The sequence below is a fragment of the Edaphobacter sp. FHG110511_03 genome, assembly GCF_059115365.1.
The window spans coordinates 1-18,414 of record NZ_JBZYWL010000023.1 but is presented as its reverse complement, the minus strand read 5'-3'; the positions used below and the strand labels follow the sequence as shown (position 1 = coordinate 18,414).

General features: G+C 51.0%; 14 protein-coding genes. 5 read left to right on the top strand and 9 right to left on the bottom strand.

Features of this window, described 5'->3' with window-relative positions:
* Positions 1-412 precede the first annotated feature (412 nt).
* Together AC5S26_RS29470 and AC5S26_RS29465 are read right to left on the bottom strand one after the other, a co-directional pair.
* The gene (locus tag AC5S26_RS29470) at positions 413-598 is read right to left on the bottom strand and encodes a hypothetical protein (RefSeq protein WP_494188519.1); all 186 of its coding nucleotides are present in this window, start codon (positions 596-598) and stop codon (positions 413-415) included.
* Between the two features lie 802 nt (positions 599-1,400).
* Entirely contained in the window at positions 1,401-2,315 is a 915-nt protein-coding gene (locus AC5S26_RS29465) for a cytochrome P450 (RefSeq protein WP_494188518.1), read from the bottom strand.
* A 941-nt stretch (positions 2,316-3,256) separates the two neighbouring features.
* Here AC5S26_RS29465 and AC5S26_RS29460 point away from each other — a divergent pair.
* The 3 genes from AC5S26_RS29460 to AC5S26_RS29450 all read left to right on the top strand — a co-directional run bounded on the left by AC5S26_RS29460 (position 3,257) and on the right by AC5S26_RS29450 (position 7,669).
* Entirely contained in the window at positions 3,257-3,814 is a 558-nt protein-coding gene (locus tag AC5S26_RS29460) for a TetR/AcrR family transcriptional regulator (RefSeq protein WP_494188517.1), read from the top strand.
* A 949-nt stretch (positions 3,815-4,763) separates the two neighbouring features.
* The gene (locus tag AC5S26_RS29455) at positions 4,764-6,098 is read left to right on the top strand and encodes a glycosyltransferase (protein WP_494188516.1); all 1,335 of its coding nucleotides are present in this window, start codon (positions 4,764-4,766) and stop codon (positions 6,096-6,098) included.
* Positions 6,099-6,316: 218 nt separating this feature from the next.
* Positions 6,317-7,669: a glycosyltransferase gene (locus AC5S26_RS29450; RefSeq protein ID WP_494188515.1), complete on the top strand. Its 1,353-nt coding sequence runs from the start codon at positions 6,317-6,319 to the stop codon at positions 7,667-7,669.
* Positions 7,670-8,127: 458 nt separating this feature from the next.
* Here AC5S26_RS29450 and AC5S26_RS29445 read toward each other — a convergent pair whose 3' ends face one another.
* From AC5S26_RS29445 to AC5S26_RS29430, 4 genes are all read right to left on the bottom strand, one after another.
* Positions 8,128-8,910, bottom strand: coding sequence for an aldehyde dehydrogenase family protein (locus tag AC5S26_RS29445; protein ID WP_494188514.1), 783 nt, complete (start codon positions 8,908-8,910; stop codon positions 8,128-8,130).
* Positions 8,911-8,936: 26 nt separating this feature from the next.
* Complete coding sequence (locus AC5S26_RS29440) at positions 8,937-9,611, bottom strand: aldehyde dehydrogenase family protein (protein ID WP_494188513.1); 675 nt, start codon at positions 9,609-9,611, stop codon at positions 8,937-8,939.
* A gap of 171 nt (positions 9,612-9,782) precedes the next feature.
* Entirely contained in the window at positions 9,783-11,387 is a 1,605-nt protein-coding gene (locus AC5S26_RS29435; RefSeq protein ID WP_494188512.1) for a GMC family oxidoreductase, read from the bottom strand.
* Positions 11,388-11,964: 577 nt separating this feature from the next.
* On the bottom strand, positions 11,965-12,171 hold the full coding sequence (locus tag AC5S26_RS29430) for a hypothetical protein (RefSeq protein ID WP_494188511.1): 207 nt from the start codon (positions 12,169-12,171) through the stop codon (positions 11,965-11,967).
* A gap of 57 nt (positions 12,172-12,228) precedes the next feature.
* Between AC5S26_RS29430 and AC5S26_RS29425 the strand changes: the two genes are divergently transcribed.
* Together AC5S26_RS29425 and AC5S26_RS29420 are read left to right on the top strand one after the other, a co-directional pair.
* Positions 12,229-13,230, top strand: coding sequence for a methyltransferase (locus tag AC5S26_RS29425; RefSeq protein ID WP_494188510.1), 1,002 nt, complete (start codon positions 12,229-12,231; stop codon positions 13,228-13,230).
* Positions 13,231-14,056: 826 nt separating this feature from the next.
* Complete coding sequence (locus AC5S26_RS29420) at positions 14,057-15,190, top strand: TIGR03118 family protein (protein WP_494188509.1); 1,134 nt, start codon at positions 14,057-14,059, stop codon at positions 15,188-15,190.
* A 208-nt stretch (positions 15,191-15,398) separates the two neighbouring features.
* Here AC5S26_RS29420 and AC5S26_RS29415 read toward each other — a convergent pair whose 3' ends face one another.
* From AC5S26_RS29415 to AC5S26_RS29405, 3 genes are all read right to left on the bottom strand, one after another.
* Entirely contained in the window at positions 15,399-16,223 is an 825-nt protein-coding gene (locus AC5S26_RS29415; RefSeq protein WP_494188508.1) for an alpha/beta fold hydrolase, read from the bottom strand.
* Between the two features lie 181 nt (positions 16,224-16,404).
* Positions 16,405-16,749 carry an EthD domain-containing protein gene (locus AC5S26_RS29410; RefSeq protein WP_494188507.1) on the bottom strand — a complete coding sequence of 115 codons (345 nt, stop codon included), beginning with the start codon at positions 16,747-16,749 and terminating at the stop codon, positions 16,405-16,407.
* Positions 16,750-17,086: 337 nt separating this feature from the next.
* The gene (locus tag AC5S26_RS29405; RefSeq protein ID WP_494188506.1) at positions 17,087-17,563 is read right to left on the bottom strand and encodes a nuclear transport factor 2 family protein; all 477 of its coding nucleotides are present in this window, start codon (positions 17,561-17,563) and stop codon (positions 17,087-17,089) included.
* Positions 17,564-18,414: the final 851 nt, after the last annotated feature.

Genomic DNA, 18,414 nt, shown 5'->3' with positions numbered 1-18,414 from the left:
CATGATTACCAACATGCTGATTTATAGTTCAACATTACATATATCATGCACAATGGTCAAATTAATCCACCAAATAGTGATGCATCTAGACATGCAGGTTCCAATACCATTATACCTATCATGGTATTTGGTTGGATTTAGGGCAGAACTGACGGGACGCCACAAAGGCCGCGAGACCTATGCTCGGCCCAACCTAGAGCCATTTCAATTTGGAGAACCTTCCCTGTCGAGAAACATTACTGGGAGACTGAGTGATCAATCGGGACAATTGATACGTTCTCACCGCATAAACTGGGCAAAGTCGCATTTGTCGATCGCAATTTGAACGATAAGATCACTGCTCAGGTGTGCAGTGGCGTGCAACCGTCGCTACACGGCTCGACCTCATATATACCGAAGGCTCTCGCTGTACTCATTCCATCCTCTGAGTCTTGGTAGTTGCTGCCAGCACTTCTACATGAACGGGTTTTTCGGCCATGAGATCAGCTAGGTCAAGTTCAGTTGCAATTGCGAGAGCTCGGCTTTGCCAAAAGCCCACGGTCATCGACAAAATCTGTTGATGTGGGGGCGAGACGGGAGCAGAAATCTTTTTTCGCATGATTCTCCTTTTTTTTGACTACTGAACTGAATAGAGGTGCCCATCTTTAGAGACGATGCGATGCGACAAATATTCCCAAGGCTCGCTGTTCATCGTCGAGGGCTCTTCGAGCGTCTTGGCCTTGCCAACAAAATAGGCAGGTGCCCAAAGCGGTATGTCAAAAATGGCATAAACCATAGCGTGGCAAATAGTAATGATTGGAAGGTTAGTAACCTATAGATGTCTTGAACCGTCGTTCAACATTGCCCATTTCGTACAACATACGGAGCACTCATATTTGGCCGTGCCGGACGAATCAGGCTCAGACAATTTTCCCGAAAAGATCGAGGTAGTCGAGCAACTGTACGCCCTTGTCGAGAACTTGATCCGGCTCGCCTAAGCATTGAATATTGATTTCTAGACCAAAGATTTCCGCGATCGCGGTTCCTCGCCAGTAATCTCTATGGACTATTGCAAGCGACGCGATCTGTTCGCATTCGACCCAAGGTTTATAGTGGACACTAACGAAATCTGGTATTGATCGATGTCGCGCCAATATTTCAAAGGCTTCCGCGAATGCAGGATTACACCAGATCCAACCGGTCGGTACGGTGTACCTGCTATCTCCTCATAAAACAAACCCTGGTATTCGCGTACCCGAAGCTATGACAATGTGACGTAGCAGTACGTACTAACTCATCTGTCGCGTTGCTCATCCACTGTTCGCTGGGATCTGTTTCGAACTCTCTTGCTGAATTAGACTTGCAACAATTCGCACCAGGTCCCACAAGCGGAGAATCTTCGCCTGGGGGACCTGGGTGCCCTAGACATGAATTGCGGAACTTGTAAGCGGTAATGTTCGAGGATGGTGGATGTTCCAGCAGTCGACCACTCGAGACTCAAGAGCAATATCAGGCATCCTGTGCAGCAAACCTGCAAGAGCATATTCAATTTCGATTTGTGCCACAGCGAGCCCGACAGAAAACGGGGAGCCACAGATGAAGGAGGGGGAGTGGGGCTTGGAACGAGCAAGGTTCAAGATGTCCGGATCTTTGAATTCCGATGGATCACGATTAGCTGCAGCAATTCCAAGTTTCACTTTACTGTCTTTCCGCAGGATATTGCCATCTAGCTCGATATCTCGCGTCATTGTTCTGGAAACCCACAGAATTGGACTTATGAAGCGCAGCAGTTCTGACGTCGCATTTTCCAACAGTTTCGGTTCCTCAAGGAGTTGAACCCATCTACGCCGCTCCGATAGCAGGTAGAAAAGAGAGCCTGCCAGAGCCCTAGCCACCATTTCGTTGCCTGAAGTGATTAGGAAGCTGCAAAGTACGATGATTTTGTCGTTCGACAGTCGTACGGCCGCATCGCCCTCATTTGCGAGCCTGGAGATTAGATCTGCCCCGGGAGTGACACGGCGCTGGAATATGAGATTTTCGAGAACTGTCTCAGCCTGCTTAATACACACCGCGCTGTGGACAACCTGCGCGAAATCACCTCGCAGCACCGAAGTAGGAAATTTTGCAAGGGCTGCCGACGCCTCGCGAAATATCTGATGATATTTTGCCGGCAACCCTAAGAGATTGGATATAACAAGCGATGACAGCGGATAGGCACATTGAGCCACGAAATCGATCGTTCGGACCCGCTGTAATTCGCGCCGCCAATGTTCAACACACTGCCATATTGTGTCGTGAATTGCCTCGACCGCTGCTGTCGTGAAGATCTCTGCCATCGAAATTCCCTGTCGAGTCTGTTGCGGATCGTCGGAAGCCTGTACTGCAGCAGTCCAAAGTCGATTGCAGATATCAAAGCACGCACGGGCTCCCTCCGGAATTGAACTGACCTGCTGGTCCAGATTTAGCACTGTCGTAGAAGAAAATACACCGGAAGACCGCAGGGCGTTTTGGACATCCTGGTATCGGGTCAGCACCCAAAAGTTGTGCCGGGAGTTCCAATGGACCGGTTGGGTAGCTCTGAGTCTGGCAATAAAGGTGAAAAAATCTTCCGAATATTGCTGGGAAGGTAGCTCGAAGTCGTCGAACCATCGGAGTCGATTGCGCAGCGAAGTGACGATTGTGTAACTCCTGATGAAGGCGTGTTAGCTAACTTTCGCAAGTTTTAGCGATGTTCTGCTCGATGAAAACGTCGCTTGCATTTCGAAAATCTTGGGAGAGCGAGGTCAAACCTCCAAGCCAATCAAATCAGGGCCTGCGGAGTTACTAGGCACGGCACCTCGCTGGTGCCATCGCCCCAGAGACCTGCCCGTAGGCTGTGGTGGACGGAAAGACCATTGGTCCTGCGGCTAGCGGGTAAATAAAAGGGTGATCGGGTCCCTGCGCTTTCAGGCATTCCAGCTTCACTTGAGTGAATGAAACTCAGGATCAGATCCGCGCTTCGCTGACCGATCTGTGTCGACCCCTGGCCAAGACTTCCTGAAACGCTCATCATTATTTGCAACTGGTCGCGCTACTTCGCCTGTTTTATCTGACCGTTCTTTCAATCTCCTTGCTGCATTGGGCGCGACGATAGTCCAACGCCAACAACAACATGACATACATCATGCATTCTAGTCAACCTAACCATCCATATAGGTGCATTTCATCGGCTTTTTCATTCTGTCAATGATGTGTATCATGCTAATAATGCCAATGTCGCGATGCATCAGGAGGGCCGATGGGATCATCAGCAGCTGAGACTGCCAGAAAGCATCAACAAATTCTTGACAAGTCTATCCGCCTGTTTCGACAGCGCGGCTTCTCCGGTGTCAGCGTCAGCGAGGTCATGAAGGCCGCCGGACTCACGCACGGCCCCTTCTATAACCATTTCGCTTCGAAAGAAGCACTTATGTCGGAGACTCTTACACGGGAGGTACAACGTTCCATTGGAGACTTTGACAAGGTCCCTCCAACGGAGGAAGGCAAGGCCACATACATTGATTATTATCTGAGCGAAGAACACATGCATGACTGCAGTGGCGGTTGCGCTGTGGCCGCGTTGGCTTCGGAGGTTCGTCAGGAAGAGCTGGTGCGAGGTGGCTTCACAGAGCAGATCAAGGGTTTGATCCACAAGCTAGCAACCTATTTCCCATGGAGGTCTCGTCGCTCCGCGCGAGGGGATGCGATCCAGATGTATACGTCCTTGATTGGTGCGGTCATTCTCGCAAGAGCGGTTGATGACCCAGGCTTCGCCAAAGAAATCCTCACAGAAGTGCGCAAACGCATCGATCGGTGATTCGTAGTACAGCTCGGTAAAAGCACCGTTCCTCACGCATGATTGAAGCTTCTGATTTCTGGACAAGCACGTGTCCATATCGCAGGCTCTTGTGATTGTTTCATCGCCGCTTTCCTAAGCGCTATCTACGACACGGAATCACACGCTGAAATGGCCCGCATGTCGCAACAAGACGGCTGCAAATGTTGAAGCAATGTGGCGCGAATCTCGCCGTAGCGGTTAGCGGCGATTGATCTACTCCGGTAGCCCTTCAATATGTATCGACCATCAATCTAGTTTTGTCATCACGGTTCTAACTGATAGTTTTGAAGCAGGCTTGACGGCCTCAGACGCTGATCTGTGATTGACGCTTCAGGGTAATTCGGAAGAGTTCGAACAGGCCTCAAAACCCGACGGTTCCAACAGAGCGCCAATTCCGAAAGAGTGGCCCTATGGGCTTTAAGATATCTCAGAGTATCAAGGTCTACGACCCTTCATGTTTTCACTCCTATGGAACAGGTACTTTCTGGCCCTGTGAACAGAAAAGAACATCATTTCCGACAGCAACTCTGCCACTGCCAATCAGCCGACAATCTCCTTCGATCGAAGGAATAGATCTCGCATGATTTCGTCTCTATATAAGGAAGCCAGCCTTGTTTGGAAACGTGCAACGGTTTAATAGTGAAAACCAGTGCCACCATGACTACACCGGTAAACGCGGATCAAACGGAAGATATCGCTATTACTCCAATTTGACGTCCTCTTCGGATAGTTCGATCCAGTCATGAGAGCCGACATCGTTTGTTAGACACGGGGGGCTGCAGAAACGATTTCGCTTACCCCGGCACAACTGCTGGCAACGCTAACGAGATAAACCCGTGGATTGCGCCGTAAATCGAGCGATGGCAGTGTGCTGATCTGCACGCCGGCGGCGATCCACTAAGGATCTTCAAAAACGATACGAGGATTTATGAAACTTATTCTTGCTTCCACACCCCTGATAGGACATGTGAACCCCGTCCTGAACGTTGGAAAAATACTTGCAACCGCCGGGCATGAGGTTCTGTTCACATCCGCTCCAGAGTTCCGCGCACGAGCAGAAGCGTGTGGCTTGCAGTTTGTTGCTGCACCAGCCAAAGCGGCTGAGGATATGTCAGATATCGATGCTTTATTTCCCGAACGTAAATTTTTACCGCCAGGCCCGAAGCAAATTCTCTTCGATGTACAGAAAATCTTCTGCGATCCTGTGCAAGCCCGGTACGCCGGTTTGCTTTCTATTCTGGAGACGTTTCCTGCAGATGCCATCCTTGTTGACTGTGTTCATGGGGGCACGTTGCCATTTCTCCTAAATAAAGGAAAAAAGCGACCGGCAATTGCTCACCTTGGCATTGGCGCATTCACGTATCACCGCGATGACTTTGCGCCGTTCGGCCTAGGTTTGCCACCAGTATCTCCCGATTCACCAGAAGTGGCGCAGTACAAGTCGATCGCAGCTGGAATAGATGCTGATGTTTGGAAGCCTGCCCGCACTTACATGACTGACATCCTTCTTCAGCTCGGAGCCGATCCGCTCCCTATGTTTTACATGGATAGCGTAGTCGCGCTGCCGGATGTTTATATGCATCCCGGTTCTCCGAGTGTAGAGATCCCACGCAAAGATCTCCCAGAGAGAGTGCATTGCATAGGTGTTTTGCCATCGTTCACACAAGGTGAGCTGTCTGAATCGGCGCAAAGATTGATCCGTACGGGCAAAACAGTGATCGTTGTAACCCAGGGTACAGTCTCGAATATAGACTTGACTCAACTCCTGGAGCCGACGCTCGCAGCTTGTTCGGGGCGAGAGGACCTGGTCGTAGTGGCAACGACGGGCGGTCGTAGCTTGTCCGTGCTTCACTCCCATATGCCGGAAAACGCAGCCGTGTTGCAGTACCTGCCGCTTGATGAACTGATGAAATACGCGTCCGTTTTGGTGACGAATGGTGGCTACGGAACAGTGTGCCGTTCACTAGCCTTGGGTGTACCGATGGTAGTTGCTGGCAAGAGTGAAGATAAGGCGGAAGTTGCTATGCACGTGTCAAACGCCGGCATCGGCATCAACCTACACACGGACCGGCCAACACCTGATGCTATCCGCGAAGCGATAGAAACAATCCTTGCAACTGACACCTACCGGAGCCGCTCTCGCGCTGTGGCAGAGGAGCTTGCACGAATCGATACAAGTAGGACCATAGTGCGTCTGCTGGAAGAGGCCGTCCAAACACACAGCCTAGGAACGCGAGCGCGTGAATCCGATCCATACGCATAGATGGATGCCAAGGAAGTTATCTCCCCGAGTGCAGCCGCACGGGCGCCGCGATCAAAACAGGCAACATACCGATCCATCACAACCGCCTTCAGTGGAACTACCTCCAAATTTCCACTATGGCAGAGCGAATCGGCTCAACTCCGTTTGGTTAGGACTCTCATCATATCCAAACCAGCAACCACAACTCGGTCTTTTGAAATAGAGCCGTTGGTCCAAAAATGTCTAACGGACAGGCCTTCACGCCGCAAAACCGGCCTCAAGGATTTATGGCACAGCTACTAATTTGTTCCGTCCCGACCCCCGGTCACTTTGATCCGATGTTCAGTATTGGCCGTCATCTTGTAGCCGCAGGACATACGATCGTCTTCTATACTGCTGAACTTTTTCGTAGTACTGTTGAGCGTTGCGGGTTCCAGTTCGTCAGCTTACAAGGTAAGGCAAATTACGACTATCGGTTATGGGATCAATATTTCCCATCAAGAGATTCGCAATTACCGATTGTCGAATGGTCGAATCTAGCGCGCCAAGCAATTTTTAGCGATACACTTCCGGATCAACATCGTGGGCTTGAGGAGATTCTCCTAACTTACTCGATTGATCTCATCATAATTGACACACTTTTCTTCGGCGCATTTCCACTGCTCCTCGGACCACGTAGTAAACGACCTCCTATCATCTGCTGTGGGGTGAATCCCATGAGACTCTTAGGCACTGATGCTGGCCCAACATCGCCCCCCGCAAGGACTCCATCTGACCGAGCAAGAGTTATGCAAGCCAACCGCAAGTTCTTCGAAACATCTCTACCATTCGCCATCAGCATCAATGAAAGGCTGAAAGAGGTCGATTCACCCACAATTTCGGTATCTCCCTTCGACTGCTTTTATACCCTGCCCGATCTCGTATTCCAGCTAAGTGTTTCGGAATTTGAGTTCGTTCCGTCTGACAAACCCTCGACAGTGCACCTTGTCGGACCGATCCTTCCCAATACCACCAGGCTGTTCAAAGAACCACCATGGTGGGGAGATCTCGATTCAGGGCGACCCGTTGTGCTAGTTACTCAAGGAACCCTTGCCAACACGGACCTTACGGAGCTAATTGAACCAACTGTCGACGCACTCGGTAACGAAGATGTTTTGATCGTTGCTGCCACCGGGAATATCAATGCGAGGATTCATGAGATTTCACGGAACACGAGGTATGCTACCTTCATCCCGTTCGAACTCCTTTTTCCGAAAGTGGATGTTTTTGTAACCAACGCCGGTTACGGAGCGGTCAATCAAGCTCTCGCTGCAGGTGTGCCAATGGTTGCCGCTGGCCTTACGGAAGACAAGGAATTCGTGTCACAACGCATCGAATGGTCCGGCACAGGAATAGATCTAAAGACATCCCGTCCCAGTCGGTACCAGATTCTCTCCGCAGTCCGTGAAGTAATCTCGAATCCCTTATACAGGAGAAGGGCGCAAGCGCTGAGCCAGATAATCGCCCGGACCAACGCGCTCGAATCTATTGTGGAGGGTGTCGATTCGCTACTCGACAAGAAAACACCACTTGACGAAGTCCTGCTACGTTGATTGGGGATCCTTGGGGTACGCAAAATTGTCACCCCACTCGTCGCAAAACACTTGGACCAGACCTAGACATGTTTCCCGCCTCAGCGAGTGCAGGCGCTGTTCCTAATAGCGGCGAGGTAAGATTCGTCTCTCAGGCCCCATCCACCGATCATCTCCTCTTCGCCTTCATCCGATCTCTTCCAGATGATCTGCAAGCCGCTGTAGCGTCCGGGAGACTGTGCCAAACGATTCTCACCCCTGGGATGGGACCGCGGCAAGTACAAGACGGGGACAAGCTTACGACATGGGAATTAGCAGAGATATATTCCACACCGGTGGCGAGTCGTTTCAGACACATTCCACTACTTTCTCAGCCAGCGCGCAAGTTTTTCAATCCAACCGCCCAGTGGGATGTGAGATTCGCTTACGAAATCGAGATCATCAAAAATGTCGAGAGATTAGACTTACAGTGAGACGGATCAGATTTCGTATGCCCTCGGCTGACGGGTTTCAGTGTCCCACCGCCACGTCGAATATTCTTCGATACTCGCATCTCCTCCAATTCGGCTCGCGTTTCCAGATTTTCCTACGCCTCCAAAAGGAGCCTTTGGGTCTCCCACAATGGTCATATCGTTGAGGTGAACCATCCCGGATTCTATCTGTTCACCGATTTCTCTGGCGTGCTCTAATTTGCCAAAGACTGCAGCACTGAGGCCATATCCGGTTCCGTTCGCCAACCGAATCGCCTCGCTCTCATCTTGAAATGGAACGATCACAGCCACGGGGCCGAAGATTTCTTCCCGAAACGCTCGAGTGTGATGAGGAACGTTTTTCAGGACAGTCGGCCGATAGAAAAGTCCGTCAAAGGTTCCCCCCTCAAGAAGTTCCGCCCCTGATTGAATAGCTTCTTCGACGATTAAGTGAATGTGATCTCGCTGCTTCTTGCTGATGATGGGGCCTAACCCTACCTCCTCCAGATATGGGTCGCCGACTATGATTGCCTTTGCCAGTTCAGCCACCCTGGCGGCATATCGGTCAACCAGCGTCTCATGTACTAGATGAATGCCAACGGCGAGACAAACCTGGCCCTGATGGAGAAATGTTCCGAAGGTGCCCGCACGTGCTGCAGCTTCCAGGTCCGCGTCGGACAAGACGAGCAACGGATTTTTTCCGCCAAGTTCGAGCGAGACGCGCTTCAAGGTGCGGCCAGCGTTGCTGGCGATCTGTCTGCCCACTGAGGTTGATCCGGTAAAAGCAATCATTGAAACATTGGGATCATCTACAAGGGCTATGCCAGCTTCATCCCCCCCGGGAGGACTTGCAGGACGCCCTCGGGCAATCCAGCTTCCTCCAGTACACGCGCGATGACGACGCCACCACTAACTGCCGTGTTCACGCTTGGCTTAAGGACTACTGCATTTCCCATAGCGAGAGCAGCTACGACGGAACGGAGGGCGAGAGACAGAGGAAAGTTAAACGGTGCTATCACTCCCACCACTCCTAGCGGAACACGTTCGATGTAGCTAAGCATATCCGCATCATCCTTCAGGACCCTTCGTGAAGGTCGTGTTGCGTCGTCTGCTGCCTGATCGAACATGCCCTTCGATGCTTTCACTTCAAGCTGCGTTTTAAACGTGGTTGAGCCAGACTCTCGTACTGTCCAGTACGAGACCTCGTCTTTGTATTGCTCCAAGATTTCACCTGCCCGACGAAGGATTGTGGCGCGCTCCTCTGCGGACACCACAGCCCATCCCTTTCCCGCTTTTACAGCAAGGAGACAAGCCTCTCTCACATCAGTGAAACTAGCATTTGCAACGGTTGCCAGAACTTCCCCGGTGGACTTGTCGATCACGTCGGCTGTTCCATTCAGACTGTTCTTCCAACCATCTGCATACATTTTTTCGTTCCAGATCGCGGAATCCAGCAGCTTATGTGCAATCGTTGCCGCCATTTTCGTAATCATTACTATCATTCCTATTGAAAATCATGCTCAACCGTCGAACGGAGGCGCGAGCTAATTGAAAGCTGTTGACGTTCATCGTCAAGAGCGAACTCAGTCATGAAGTTGGTCTGCTCTTAACAAACACGCAAGCCAGACATTTCGTGAGTTGTACGTTGTGACACAATTCCTAGCTCATGTTTTATGTTCTGACCTCAACATCTCTCCAGCGAGCTCTCCAATGACGATACAAGGAGCCATGGTATTGCCGGTCGTGACACGCGGCATAATCGATCCGTCTGCAATGCGCAGCTTATCGATGCCATAAACCCTGAGGTGACCACTCACAACCGACATTGAATCGCACCCCATCTTCGCCGTGCAGGTCTGGTGCCAATAGGTGACAATGGAATTTCGGATGAAACTTTCCAATTGCATTCCTTTCATGCCGCCGGGAATTACTTCCCTCTTCGCGAAAGGATGCAGCGCATCTGAGTTGGCTATCTCACGGCAAATTTCCACACTTGTCATCATGGCTCTTAGGTCGTCAGGATCTTGGAGAAAATTAGCTTCAATCTCGACAGGGTCATTCGGGTTTGATCCAGTTAGGCGAATATGCCCTCGACTTTTGGGCCGGACAATGCCGGGGACGAGTGACCATGAATTACGTGGGGGAGCAAACTTCGCTGTTTCAGGTGTAACGATGGCCCCCTCGACCTGGACGCATTGCATGTCGGGAGTGTCAAGACGCGAGTCGCTCTTCCACAACAAGACCGCCTCGCCACCGGTCGGAACATCGCCCGGATGCTCACGCTCCCATACACAAGCGCCAAAATAAAAATGGTCCTGTAGATTCTGCCCGACGCCCGGAAGATGCTGCACCACGGGAATACCTAGGCGCTCCAATTCCTTCTGATCGCCTATACCAGATTGCATCAACACTTTTGGTGTATTGATAGCGCCCAAAGACAGGACAATCTCAAGTCCAGCTTCGATGCGGAAGACCTTCCCGTTGTAAGCAATCTCTACAGATGTCGCTCGATTTCCAACAATAACTACACGGCTAACAAGCGCATGCGGGAGGACAGTGAAATTGGGCCGGTCCATGTAAGGGAAAACATAAGAACGAAATACAGAGAGACGCCGTCCATCATCCATTCGCCGCTCTGCTAAGGAGCACCCCCCTTCACTTTCCATCATCCGACCATTCTGATTCTCGAATGTCGGAATACCGACCGAGCGCGCTCCCTCAAACATTGCAGACGTCATTGGATTTGGACAAGTGGGCGCAACGAAAACCGGCCCTCCTGTTCCTCGGTACTTCAGATCCGGGACCCCTTGCCAGTTTTCAATGCGACGATAAATCTCCAACACTGAGCCATAGCTCCATCGTTTATCCCTAGCTTGGTCCGCAAAATAATCCCAGTCATTCTTGTGACCGCGTGCCCAGTACATCGCATTTATACTTGATCCGCCTCCCAACACCTTCCCCATCGACATGGAAAGAGTGCGGTCGTTCAAATTTGGATTCGATCGTGCTTGAAATCCCCAGTCGCGTTCGCTCCCAAGGTTCAGGGGCCATAAATCTGCTTGCGTGACGCTTGGGATGTCGTCACTACCACCGGCTTCGATCAACAGTACGCTAACGTCAGGATTCTCGGCGAGACGTCGGGCTACTACCGAACCCGATGAGCCCGACCCACAAACAATGAAGTCATAATGCGATTTCACATTAGCGGCAAGGTGCTGTTGGTTGACTCTCACTTGCTCGTTAAATTTTGGGTTCGGTGTTCGTTTCATAAATTCCACTTACTTTCGATTCGTTCGTCATGGCTTCGCGACATCTCGCTGAGGACCATGAAAGATAACACTGCTGAGAGGCAATATTCCTACCGGTCTCCGCCCGCCGACGAAGCGGTAAAGTAAAGTTCTTACCTTAAACAAAGAAGAGACCTGATGTAACAATCCACGCCGGCGCCGCGGTTGCGACGTTACTTGGAATGCTGACGTCACTGTCAAGATCGTTGAAGCAATCTGTCTGTACGCCGACAAGGGAACTATCCACTTTCTGTTCGAGGAGATCTCGAGGCGATATAGAGGACTGTTTTCAGGTTTGGCCATATACTTCGTTTCCGCGCTTAGCCTGTAAAGTCCAATGAATGAAAGGGATCAACAGGCCGTCTTCTTGGCTTAAAACACCAATCGCTTCCTCTCGCGGTGAGAATTCTATTCCTCATGTCGATTAAGACGACTTAGCCGGCAAATCTATTCCATCCCCCTGTCATGGCATCTCGTCCAAGGTGCCCGCCCCACGATGGAATCAACAACTAGTGTCATCCCTGGAACAGCTCCATGAAACCTCTCAGCAAGGAAGGAATTAACACAGACAAAGATTTGTGGTGACGAGGATAAAATCGAGGTTCATCTCCTGCACAACTGCGGCGAGACTCATGCCATAGAGATAGACGACGAGTAATCTGACCGCAATTCGGGAATAGGTGCGTCCAAGACGCGTCTCTACATTAGAGACGTCAGTGAGGAAAGTAGAAGGCTTCCCGGCCTTTAGTGCCCGACTTCTGCTCACCTTCCAATCACCTCTTGCTTCAAAGAAGTAATCGCAGCCCTAGGCTGTAGGAGTAGCATGCAAAACTTTAAGATGGCACCTCACGATCAGATCCTGTCGACTGTTCTGGGTTTCTGGCAGGGGCACGCCCTCGGGGTCGCTACTAAACTTGGCATCGCCGATCGTCTCAGCGAAGGACCGGTACATGTGGATGATCTTGCGAGTCGAACCGAAACAAATGCTTCTTCACTGTTTCGCCTACTACGTGCTTTGGAAAGTGTTGGCATTTTCAACCAGGCGTCGCCACGCGTGTTTGCAAATACGCCAGCGAGTGAGTGTTTGCGCAAGGATGTACCCGGATCCCAGTTTCCTTTGGTTCTTCAAAACCTTTCTAGAGGCAACGGTGCCTTTGAAGGATGGGATGAACTGGAATATTCTGTGAAAACTGGAGATCCATCGATCCATAAGATATATGGCTGCGATTTCTGGGAACTTCTTCGGCGTCGCCCCCAAGCCAATGAGGTAAATAACGGCGCAATGCGTTCGGCCAGCTTGGCCATGACGCCGGCAGTTGTCGCCGCCTATGACTGGGGTCAATTTCCTTTGATCGCGGATATCGGCGGCGGCATCGGCACGCAACTTATCTCCATCCTCGACTCTGCACCCTCGTCCAGAGGTCTTCTCTTCGACCAGCCGCATCTCGCGACGGAGTCGATTACTCATGATCGTATGCAGGTTGTAAGCGGGGACTTCTTCGAGTCCGTGCCAAAGGATGCAGATGGTTACCTTTTGCGCTGGGTCCTTCATGACTGGGCCGACGCGGAAGCTGCAGCAATCTTGGGAACACTGCGCCGGTCGATGCCGCCAACAGCGCACCTAATTCTCGCCGAGTTCATGATTCCGGAGGAAACCACATTCGACTTCAGCAAGTGGGCCGACCTGCAGATGTTGGTTCTGGTAAGAGGCCGGGAACGTACAGAAAAGGAGTTCCGAGGCCTGCTCTCATCTGCGAAGTTCGAACTTCTAAGGGTAGTTCCGACGGCTTCTCCGCTAAGTCTTTTTGTCGCCAAGCCCATCTAGTGGACGTACTCCGGCAATCCGTTACTACATTTCGACTACCTCGAAACCGAACTTCTTGTAGACGCATTCATAACACTTAAATCAGATCCAAAAGCGTTGCATTTGGATCTCTAGTTACGAAATTATTTCGCTACCCGACCCTCTAATGAGGAGCTCTTGCACTTGCTTCCTACTCGGACCTGCGCTCTGATACGCGATTCCAGGATCTCAGCGTAACCCCGGAAAACTGCTAGTCTCCGGGATGTCAGACATGTAATACAGATGGAATTACTATGTTTCACTTGAAGCACGAAATTGTGCTTGATCAATGATTGTTTTCTCGCAAGCCGCCAGCAAGATTTCAATACGGGTTTCGAGAAAGTGGATCCAACGGAGTGGAACTTGTATGCACAATACACGACGTCCCATTCACTACAAGAGCACCACGGACAGTTGCCTTATTTCATTTCCTGTCCTATGGAATTCTCAGCACGAGATTCATCTTCATGCATGTTTGTAAATCCAAAATCTATCTCCATGACTCATCGCTTCGACGAACAACGTCGCTACGATCAACTTAGCGACGGACACTGTAACTTAGGGAATAAACCAGCTCTTCTAACTTGAGGAATAAATAGCTAGGCTGCGGTGTTCTTACTCTGAGATCTGAAAGATGACCTCGAATTCCGACACCATCCCGCGGTGGCGGCTTCAAGTCCTCAATATCGACACCGCGTCGACCTGAGAGGAACATACGAAACGACGGGATTCAAAATATACGGAGTTTGTTTATGAAAGCATTCTTGCGTCTTGCTGCTGGCACGACTATGGTCTTTACCACGGCGGTATGGCATTTGCACAACATTACGCTCAAACCAATCTTGTGGCGAATGTATCTGGGGTTGCTCCGGTAACCGACGCGGACCTGGTAAATCCTTGGGGACTCTCCCGAACATCAAGCTCAGCCTGGTGGGTATCCGACAACCTCAAAGGCGTCAGTACACTTTATAACGGCGCGGGAATCAAGAATCCTCTAGTCGTTACAATTCCCCCGGCAGATCCAACAAACAAATCAACACCGATCGGTTCCCCAAGCGGCACGATCGCTAACAGTAGCCAAACCGATTTCTTGTTGACTGGAGGCATGCCGGCAGACTTTCTATTCTGCACGATTGATGGGACCATTGCAGCCTGGAATCCTAATGTTGCCACAGGGCAAGGCGGGTCCGCTCCTTCGACTCACGCGGTAACGGTAGCTAGGACCAAGGATGGTTCCAGCTATACCGGCATTACCAGTACATTAGTCGATGGTAAGCGCTATCTCTACCTCGCTAATTTCACCAAAGGTCGTGTTGATGTTTACGACAGCACATTTCAAAGAGCGCATTTAGGGCAGGGTCGCGATGAATATCGCCGCCGCTCGGATGATGAAGACAGATCTTTCGTGGACGATCGTCTACCGCGAAACTTTGTACCCTTTAATGTGCAGGCAATCGGCAATGACATCGTCGTGACGTATGTGCTTCATCAGGAGGGATCTCAGTTTGAGACCGATGGCCCTGGCCTTGGCTACGTCGACATTTACTCGTCCAAGGGCGAGCTTCTGCAACGGTTGGAGCATGGGGACTGGCTCAATGCACCCTGGGGTGTAGCTTTGGCTCCTCTCGATTTTGGGCGTTTCAGTCATGATTTGTTGATCGGACAATTTGCGGGCGCCTCAACGTCGGAATCGAGCGGCTTCATCGCAGCCTATGATCTCGCAACAGGTAAGTTTGACGGTCTGCTGCAAGATGCGAACGGAAAACCGCTGTCGATTAATGGTCTCTGGGCAATCACCCCAGGGAACGTTAGTCCGGGCAACTATGATTCCTCAAAATCGCCTGCGGCGGAGCTGTACTTCACCGCAGTTCCGAATGGCGGCGGCCTATTCGGTTATTTGACTGCGGTCCCCACTGACCTTGTCGAGGGCAACGATCAGTAGGCATTGCGTCGACGTTTCACATCAATGGCCCACTCGAGTCTGAATGATCGAGTGGGCCGGTTCATGCAGACAGAACCTCGCCCTACTTCTCAAGCTTCAGTACCGCTGGCGACCCCCGCAAATTCGGAGAAGCCAGTGACACCAAACCTTCTAGCCAGAAAACCATATAAGAGCCGCCATCATTCGTTTCAGTGTCGCCTCAGAACAATCAATCTCTAATAAACGCCAACAAGTCTGCGTTGATTATTTCCGCGTGCGTCGTCGGCATGCCGTGTGGAAAACCTTTGTAGGTCTTTAGAATTCCTTTATTCAAAAGCTTCGCCGAGAGCGGCGCAGAGGCGACATAGGGAACGATTTGGTCGTCTTCGCTATGCATGACCAGTACGGGAACGCTGATTGTCTTGAGGTCTTCTGTGAAATCAGTTTGGGAAAACGCAAAGATCCCGTCGTAATGCGCCTTCGCTCCGCCCATCATACCCTGACGCCACCAATTCTCGATGATGGCTTCTGAAGATTTCGCGCCGGGCCGGTTGAATCCATAGAACGGCCCGGCTGCCAAGTCGCGATAGAATTGCGAGCGATTCGCCGCAAGCTGAACCTCCAAACCATCGAACACGTCTTTGGGAAGTCCGAGCGGGTTGGTCCTTGTCTTCACCATGAGAGGGGGCACCGCGCTGATTAATGCTGCTTTGGCCACTCGGCCTTTTCCATAGCGCGCCAGATATCGAGCCACCTCGCCGCCCCCGGTCGAGTGTCCCACATGGATCGCGTCGGATAAGCCTAGATGAGCCGTAAGAGTCGCTAAATCATCTGCATAGTGGTCCATATCGTGTCCATCAGCGGTCTGAGTGGAACGCCCGTGGCCACGGCGATCATGCGCGATCACCCGATAGCCCTGATGCAAGAAGAACAACATTTGCGTGTCCCAATCATCGGCCGACAGTGGCCAACCGTGACTGAAAACAATGGGCTGGCCTGAACCCCAGTCTTTGTAAAAGATCTGAACGTTGTCTTTCGTAGTGATGGCGGGCATAGAGGCTCCTTCCTTGAACTCGACGGCTAACGACGTTCGTTAGCCCAACCCAATTGCTTGGAGAGATCGGCTATCCTGAGCCCATCGTCTACAACTTACATTTGTTGGTGAACTGTCGGGAGACCTATTGCGACTACCCGACAACCTGTAAAACAACGAGAGTCTCACCAGCCATTTCAAATCACTTCATTACAACAACTTCTTCGGTAAACAGCAGCTCACAACGTTCGCGATCCATGAACCTGTTTTCATCAGCAACAATCGTCTGTCGATAATCATCAGTTGCGAAGAATGCCTCAGCGCTAGCTTGATCGTCGAACCAAACCTCCGCGACCCCATCAAACGCAGATGGAATCCTGCCATCCAATGTCGCAGTCAAACTATGACATTGAATATATCGAAGAATATATTTCTTCGAAGCAGGCTGGCTCGTCACAACAGCTGCATGTAGCGTGGGCCAATGCTTCGAGAAATCCTCAAATGCCACGCCACGCTTGCGGCGCATAAAAATATTCAATTTGTACATCGGTTCTCCTTCCTGCGAATTCGACCTATTGATGTAAAGAACGCCAAAAATAGCCGCTGTTATCTTCGTTAGGACCGCGCTCAACCTCGAGGCCGTGATAGGAATTGTCCTTCCAGCTGCCATCCGCAATACACGAGTTGCGTGCAATTTAGGTTTGTTTCGAAAGGCTGAAAGTGCCTCGAATGAATTGGGAGCCTGACATTGACAAATGGGTCCTCCGCCTCCCATAGAATCCGAGCATCTTGTGCCGTCTCGCGAGGTCCAGCAATCGAACTGGAGCGTTACAAACCTACATCTACCTTCGATCCCCTCATGAGCAGATAGAGGTCTTTCATCTCTATAAACCAAGATCCGAGAGTCCCGGATGATCGTCGGGCCTGCGCCCTAACGGCCAACGGAATTTGCGTTCCGATTCTCTAATTTGAAGGTCATTAATACAGGCATAGCGGTGGTGCATTATTCCGTTCGCATCAAATGCCCAGTTCTCATTGCCATATGAGCGGAACCAACTAGCGGAACCGTTGCACCATTCATAAGCAAAGCGAACGGCAATATGTGACCCATCAAAGGCCCAGAGCTCTTTAACCAGGCGATAGTTCAGTTCGCGCTGCCATTTGTTGGTCAGGAACCTAATTATCTCCTGCCTACCGATCACAAGCTCTACACGATTACGCCATTGACTGTCGATGGTATAGGCCAATGCGACCGTATCAGGATCACGCGAATTCCAGGCATCTTCGGCCCTGCGAACTTTATGGCACGCCGATTCGCGAGTAAATGGTGGCGATAAGGTTTCGGTCGTTTGGATGCTCATCTCTTTGCCCGCCTTTTGCGATTGCAGTATGCATGTCATTTCTACTTAGTGAAGGCCGATCATCTGACCCGATATGTTGCACCGAAATGCCACCAGCTCATCGACGTGGGCCAAGGTGACATTCATCGGAGCTATCCATACATCTCCACGATATGCATCTGGGTTGCCAATCTGTAATAGCGTGAAAAGAGGAGGAATTAGTGCACGATCCGCCAGGACCGCTTTTCGAGGATCTGCGAAAATTGCGATTTACTCACGATACTCGCACTCGAACGCGAATTAGAACTGAGCGAAAGTGCTTCGGCTACCTGGCAGCTTCGTATTCGCGGGCCCACGCCGCACGGATGATCTGTTCTTTCAAGATTGTGCCACCATCCGGCATTCTATCTCTGTGACTTTTTGATTCGCCTGATCGGACCTCGGAGTCGAGGCCGATGGGGTTCTGCATGTGTGGGGCGAACGAACATGGATGAGGTAGAACAAATAGCCAACCATGACGTAGTTCTGCGTAACAAGAGGAAAAACGGCTTTGGGGTTCGCGAATTCGCGAACCTCGCGAATTATTTGAAATGAGCGTGCGTGTATCTGTTGTACTTTCATCGTTGCCATACGATTGCTCTATGGCCATCCACGTGCACATTCTTAATGTGCGGCAAATCAATCCGAATGATTTGCCATCGGGCACATAGAGGAGCGCGTCGGAGGCTAGGCAATTTGTTTGGTGCGCTGCGTATTACAAATGGATCCTCATTGATTCTTCGACTGTGGTCATTGTTCGCCTGGGTAATTTCGAAATCCCATGCTTGTTCAGTGAAGGTGATCGACGGCATTTGCGTCTGTGGGTGTCGCGT

What these genes read in the sequence shown, in the direction of transcription:
- AC5S26_RS29435 (WP_494188512.1), bottom strand. Translation starts at nt 11,387, where the DNA reads ATGAAACGAACACCGAACCCAAAATTTAACGAGCAAGTGAGAGTCAAC.
- AC5S26_RS29470 (WP_494188519.1), bottom strand. Translation starts at nt 598, where the DNA reads ATGCGAAAAAAGATTTCTGCTCCCGTCTCGCCCCCACATCAACAGATT.
- AC5S26_RS29465 (WP_494188518.1), bottom strand. Translation starts at nt 2,315, where the DNA reads ATGGCAGAGATCTTCACGACAGCAGCGGTCGAGGCAATTCACGACACA.
- AC5S26_RS29415 (WP_494188508.1), bottom strand. Translation starts at nt 16,223, where the DNA reads ATGCCCGCCATCACTACGAAAGACAACGTTCAGATCTTTTACAAAGAC.
- AC5S26_RS29445 (WP_494188514.1), bottom strand. Translation starts at nt 8,910, where the DNA reads ATGATTGCTTTTACCGGATCAACCTCAGTGGGCAGACAGATCGCCAGC.
- AC5S26_RS29450 (WP_494188515.1), top strand. Translation starts at nt 6,317, where the DNA reads ATGTCTAACGGACAGGCCTTCACGCCGCAAAACCGGCCTCAAGGATTT.
- AC5S26_RS29405 (WP_494188506.1), bottom strand. Translation starts at nt 17,563, where the DNA reads ATGAGCATCCAAACGACCGAAACCTTATCGCCACCATTTACTCGCGAA.
- AC5S26_RS29455 (WP_494188516.1), top strand. Translation starts at nt 4,764, where the DNA reads ATGAAACTTATTCTTGCTTCCACACCCCTGATAGGACATGTGAACCCC.
- AC5S26_RS29420 (WP_494188509.1), top strand. Translation starts at nt 14,057, where the DNA reads ATGGCATTTGCACAACATTACGCTCAAACCAATCTTGTGGCGAATGTA.
- AC5S26_RS29460 (WP_494188517.1), top strand. Translation starts at nt 3,257, where the DNA reads ATGGGATCATCAGCAGCTGAGACTGCCAGAAAGCATCAACAAATTCTT.
- AC5S26_RS29410 (WP_494188507.1), bottom strand. Translation starts at nt 16,749, where the DNA reads ATGTACAAATTGAATATTTTTATGCGCCGCAAGCGTGGCGTGGCATTT.
- AC5S26_RS29425 (WP_494188510.1), top strand. Translation starts at nt 12,229, where the DNA reads ATGCAAAACTTTAAGATGGCACCTCACGATCAGATCCTGTCGACTGTT.
- AC5S26_RS29440 (WP_494188513.1), bottom strand. Translation starts at nt 9,611, where the DNA reads ATGATTACGAAAATGGCGGCAACGATTGCACATAAGCTGCTGGATTCC.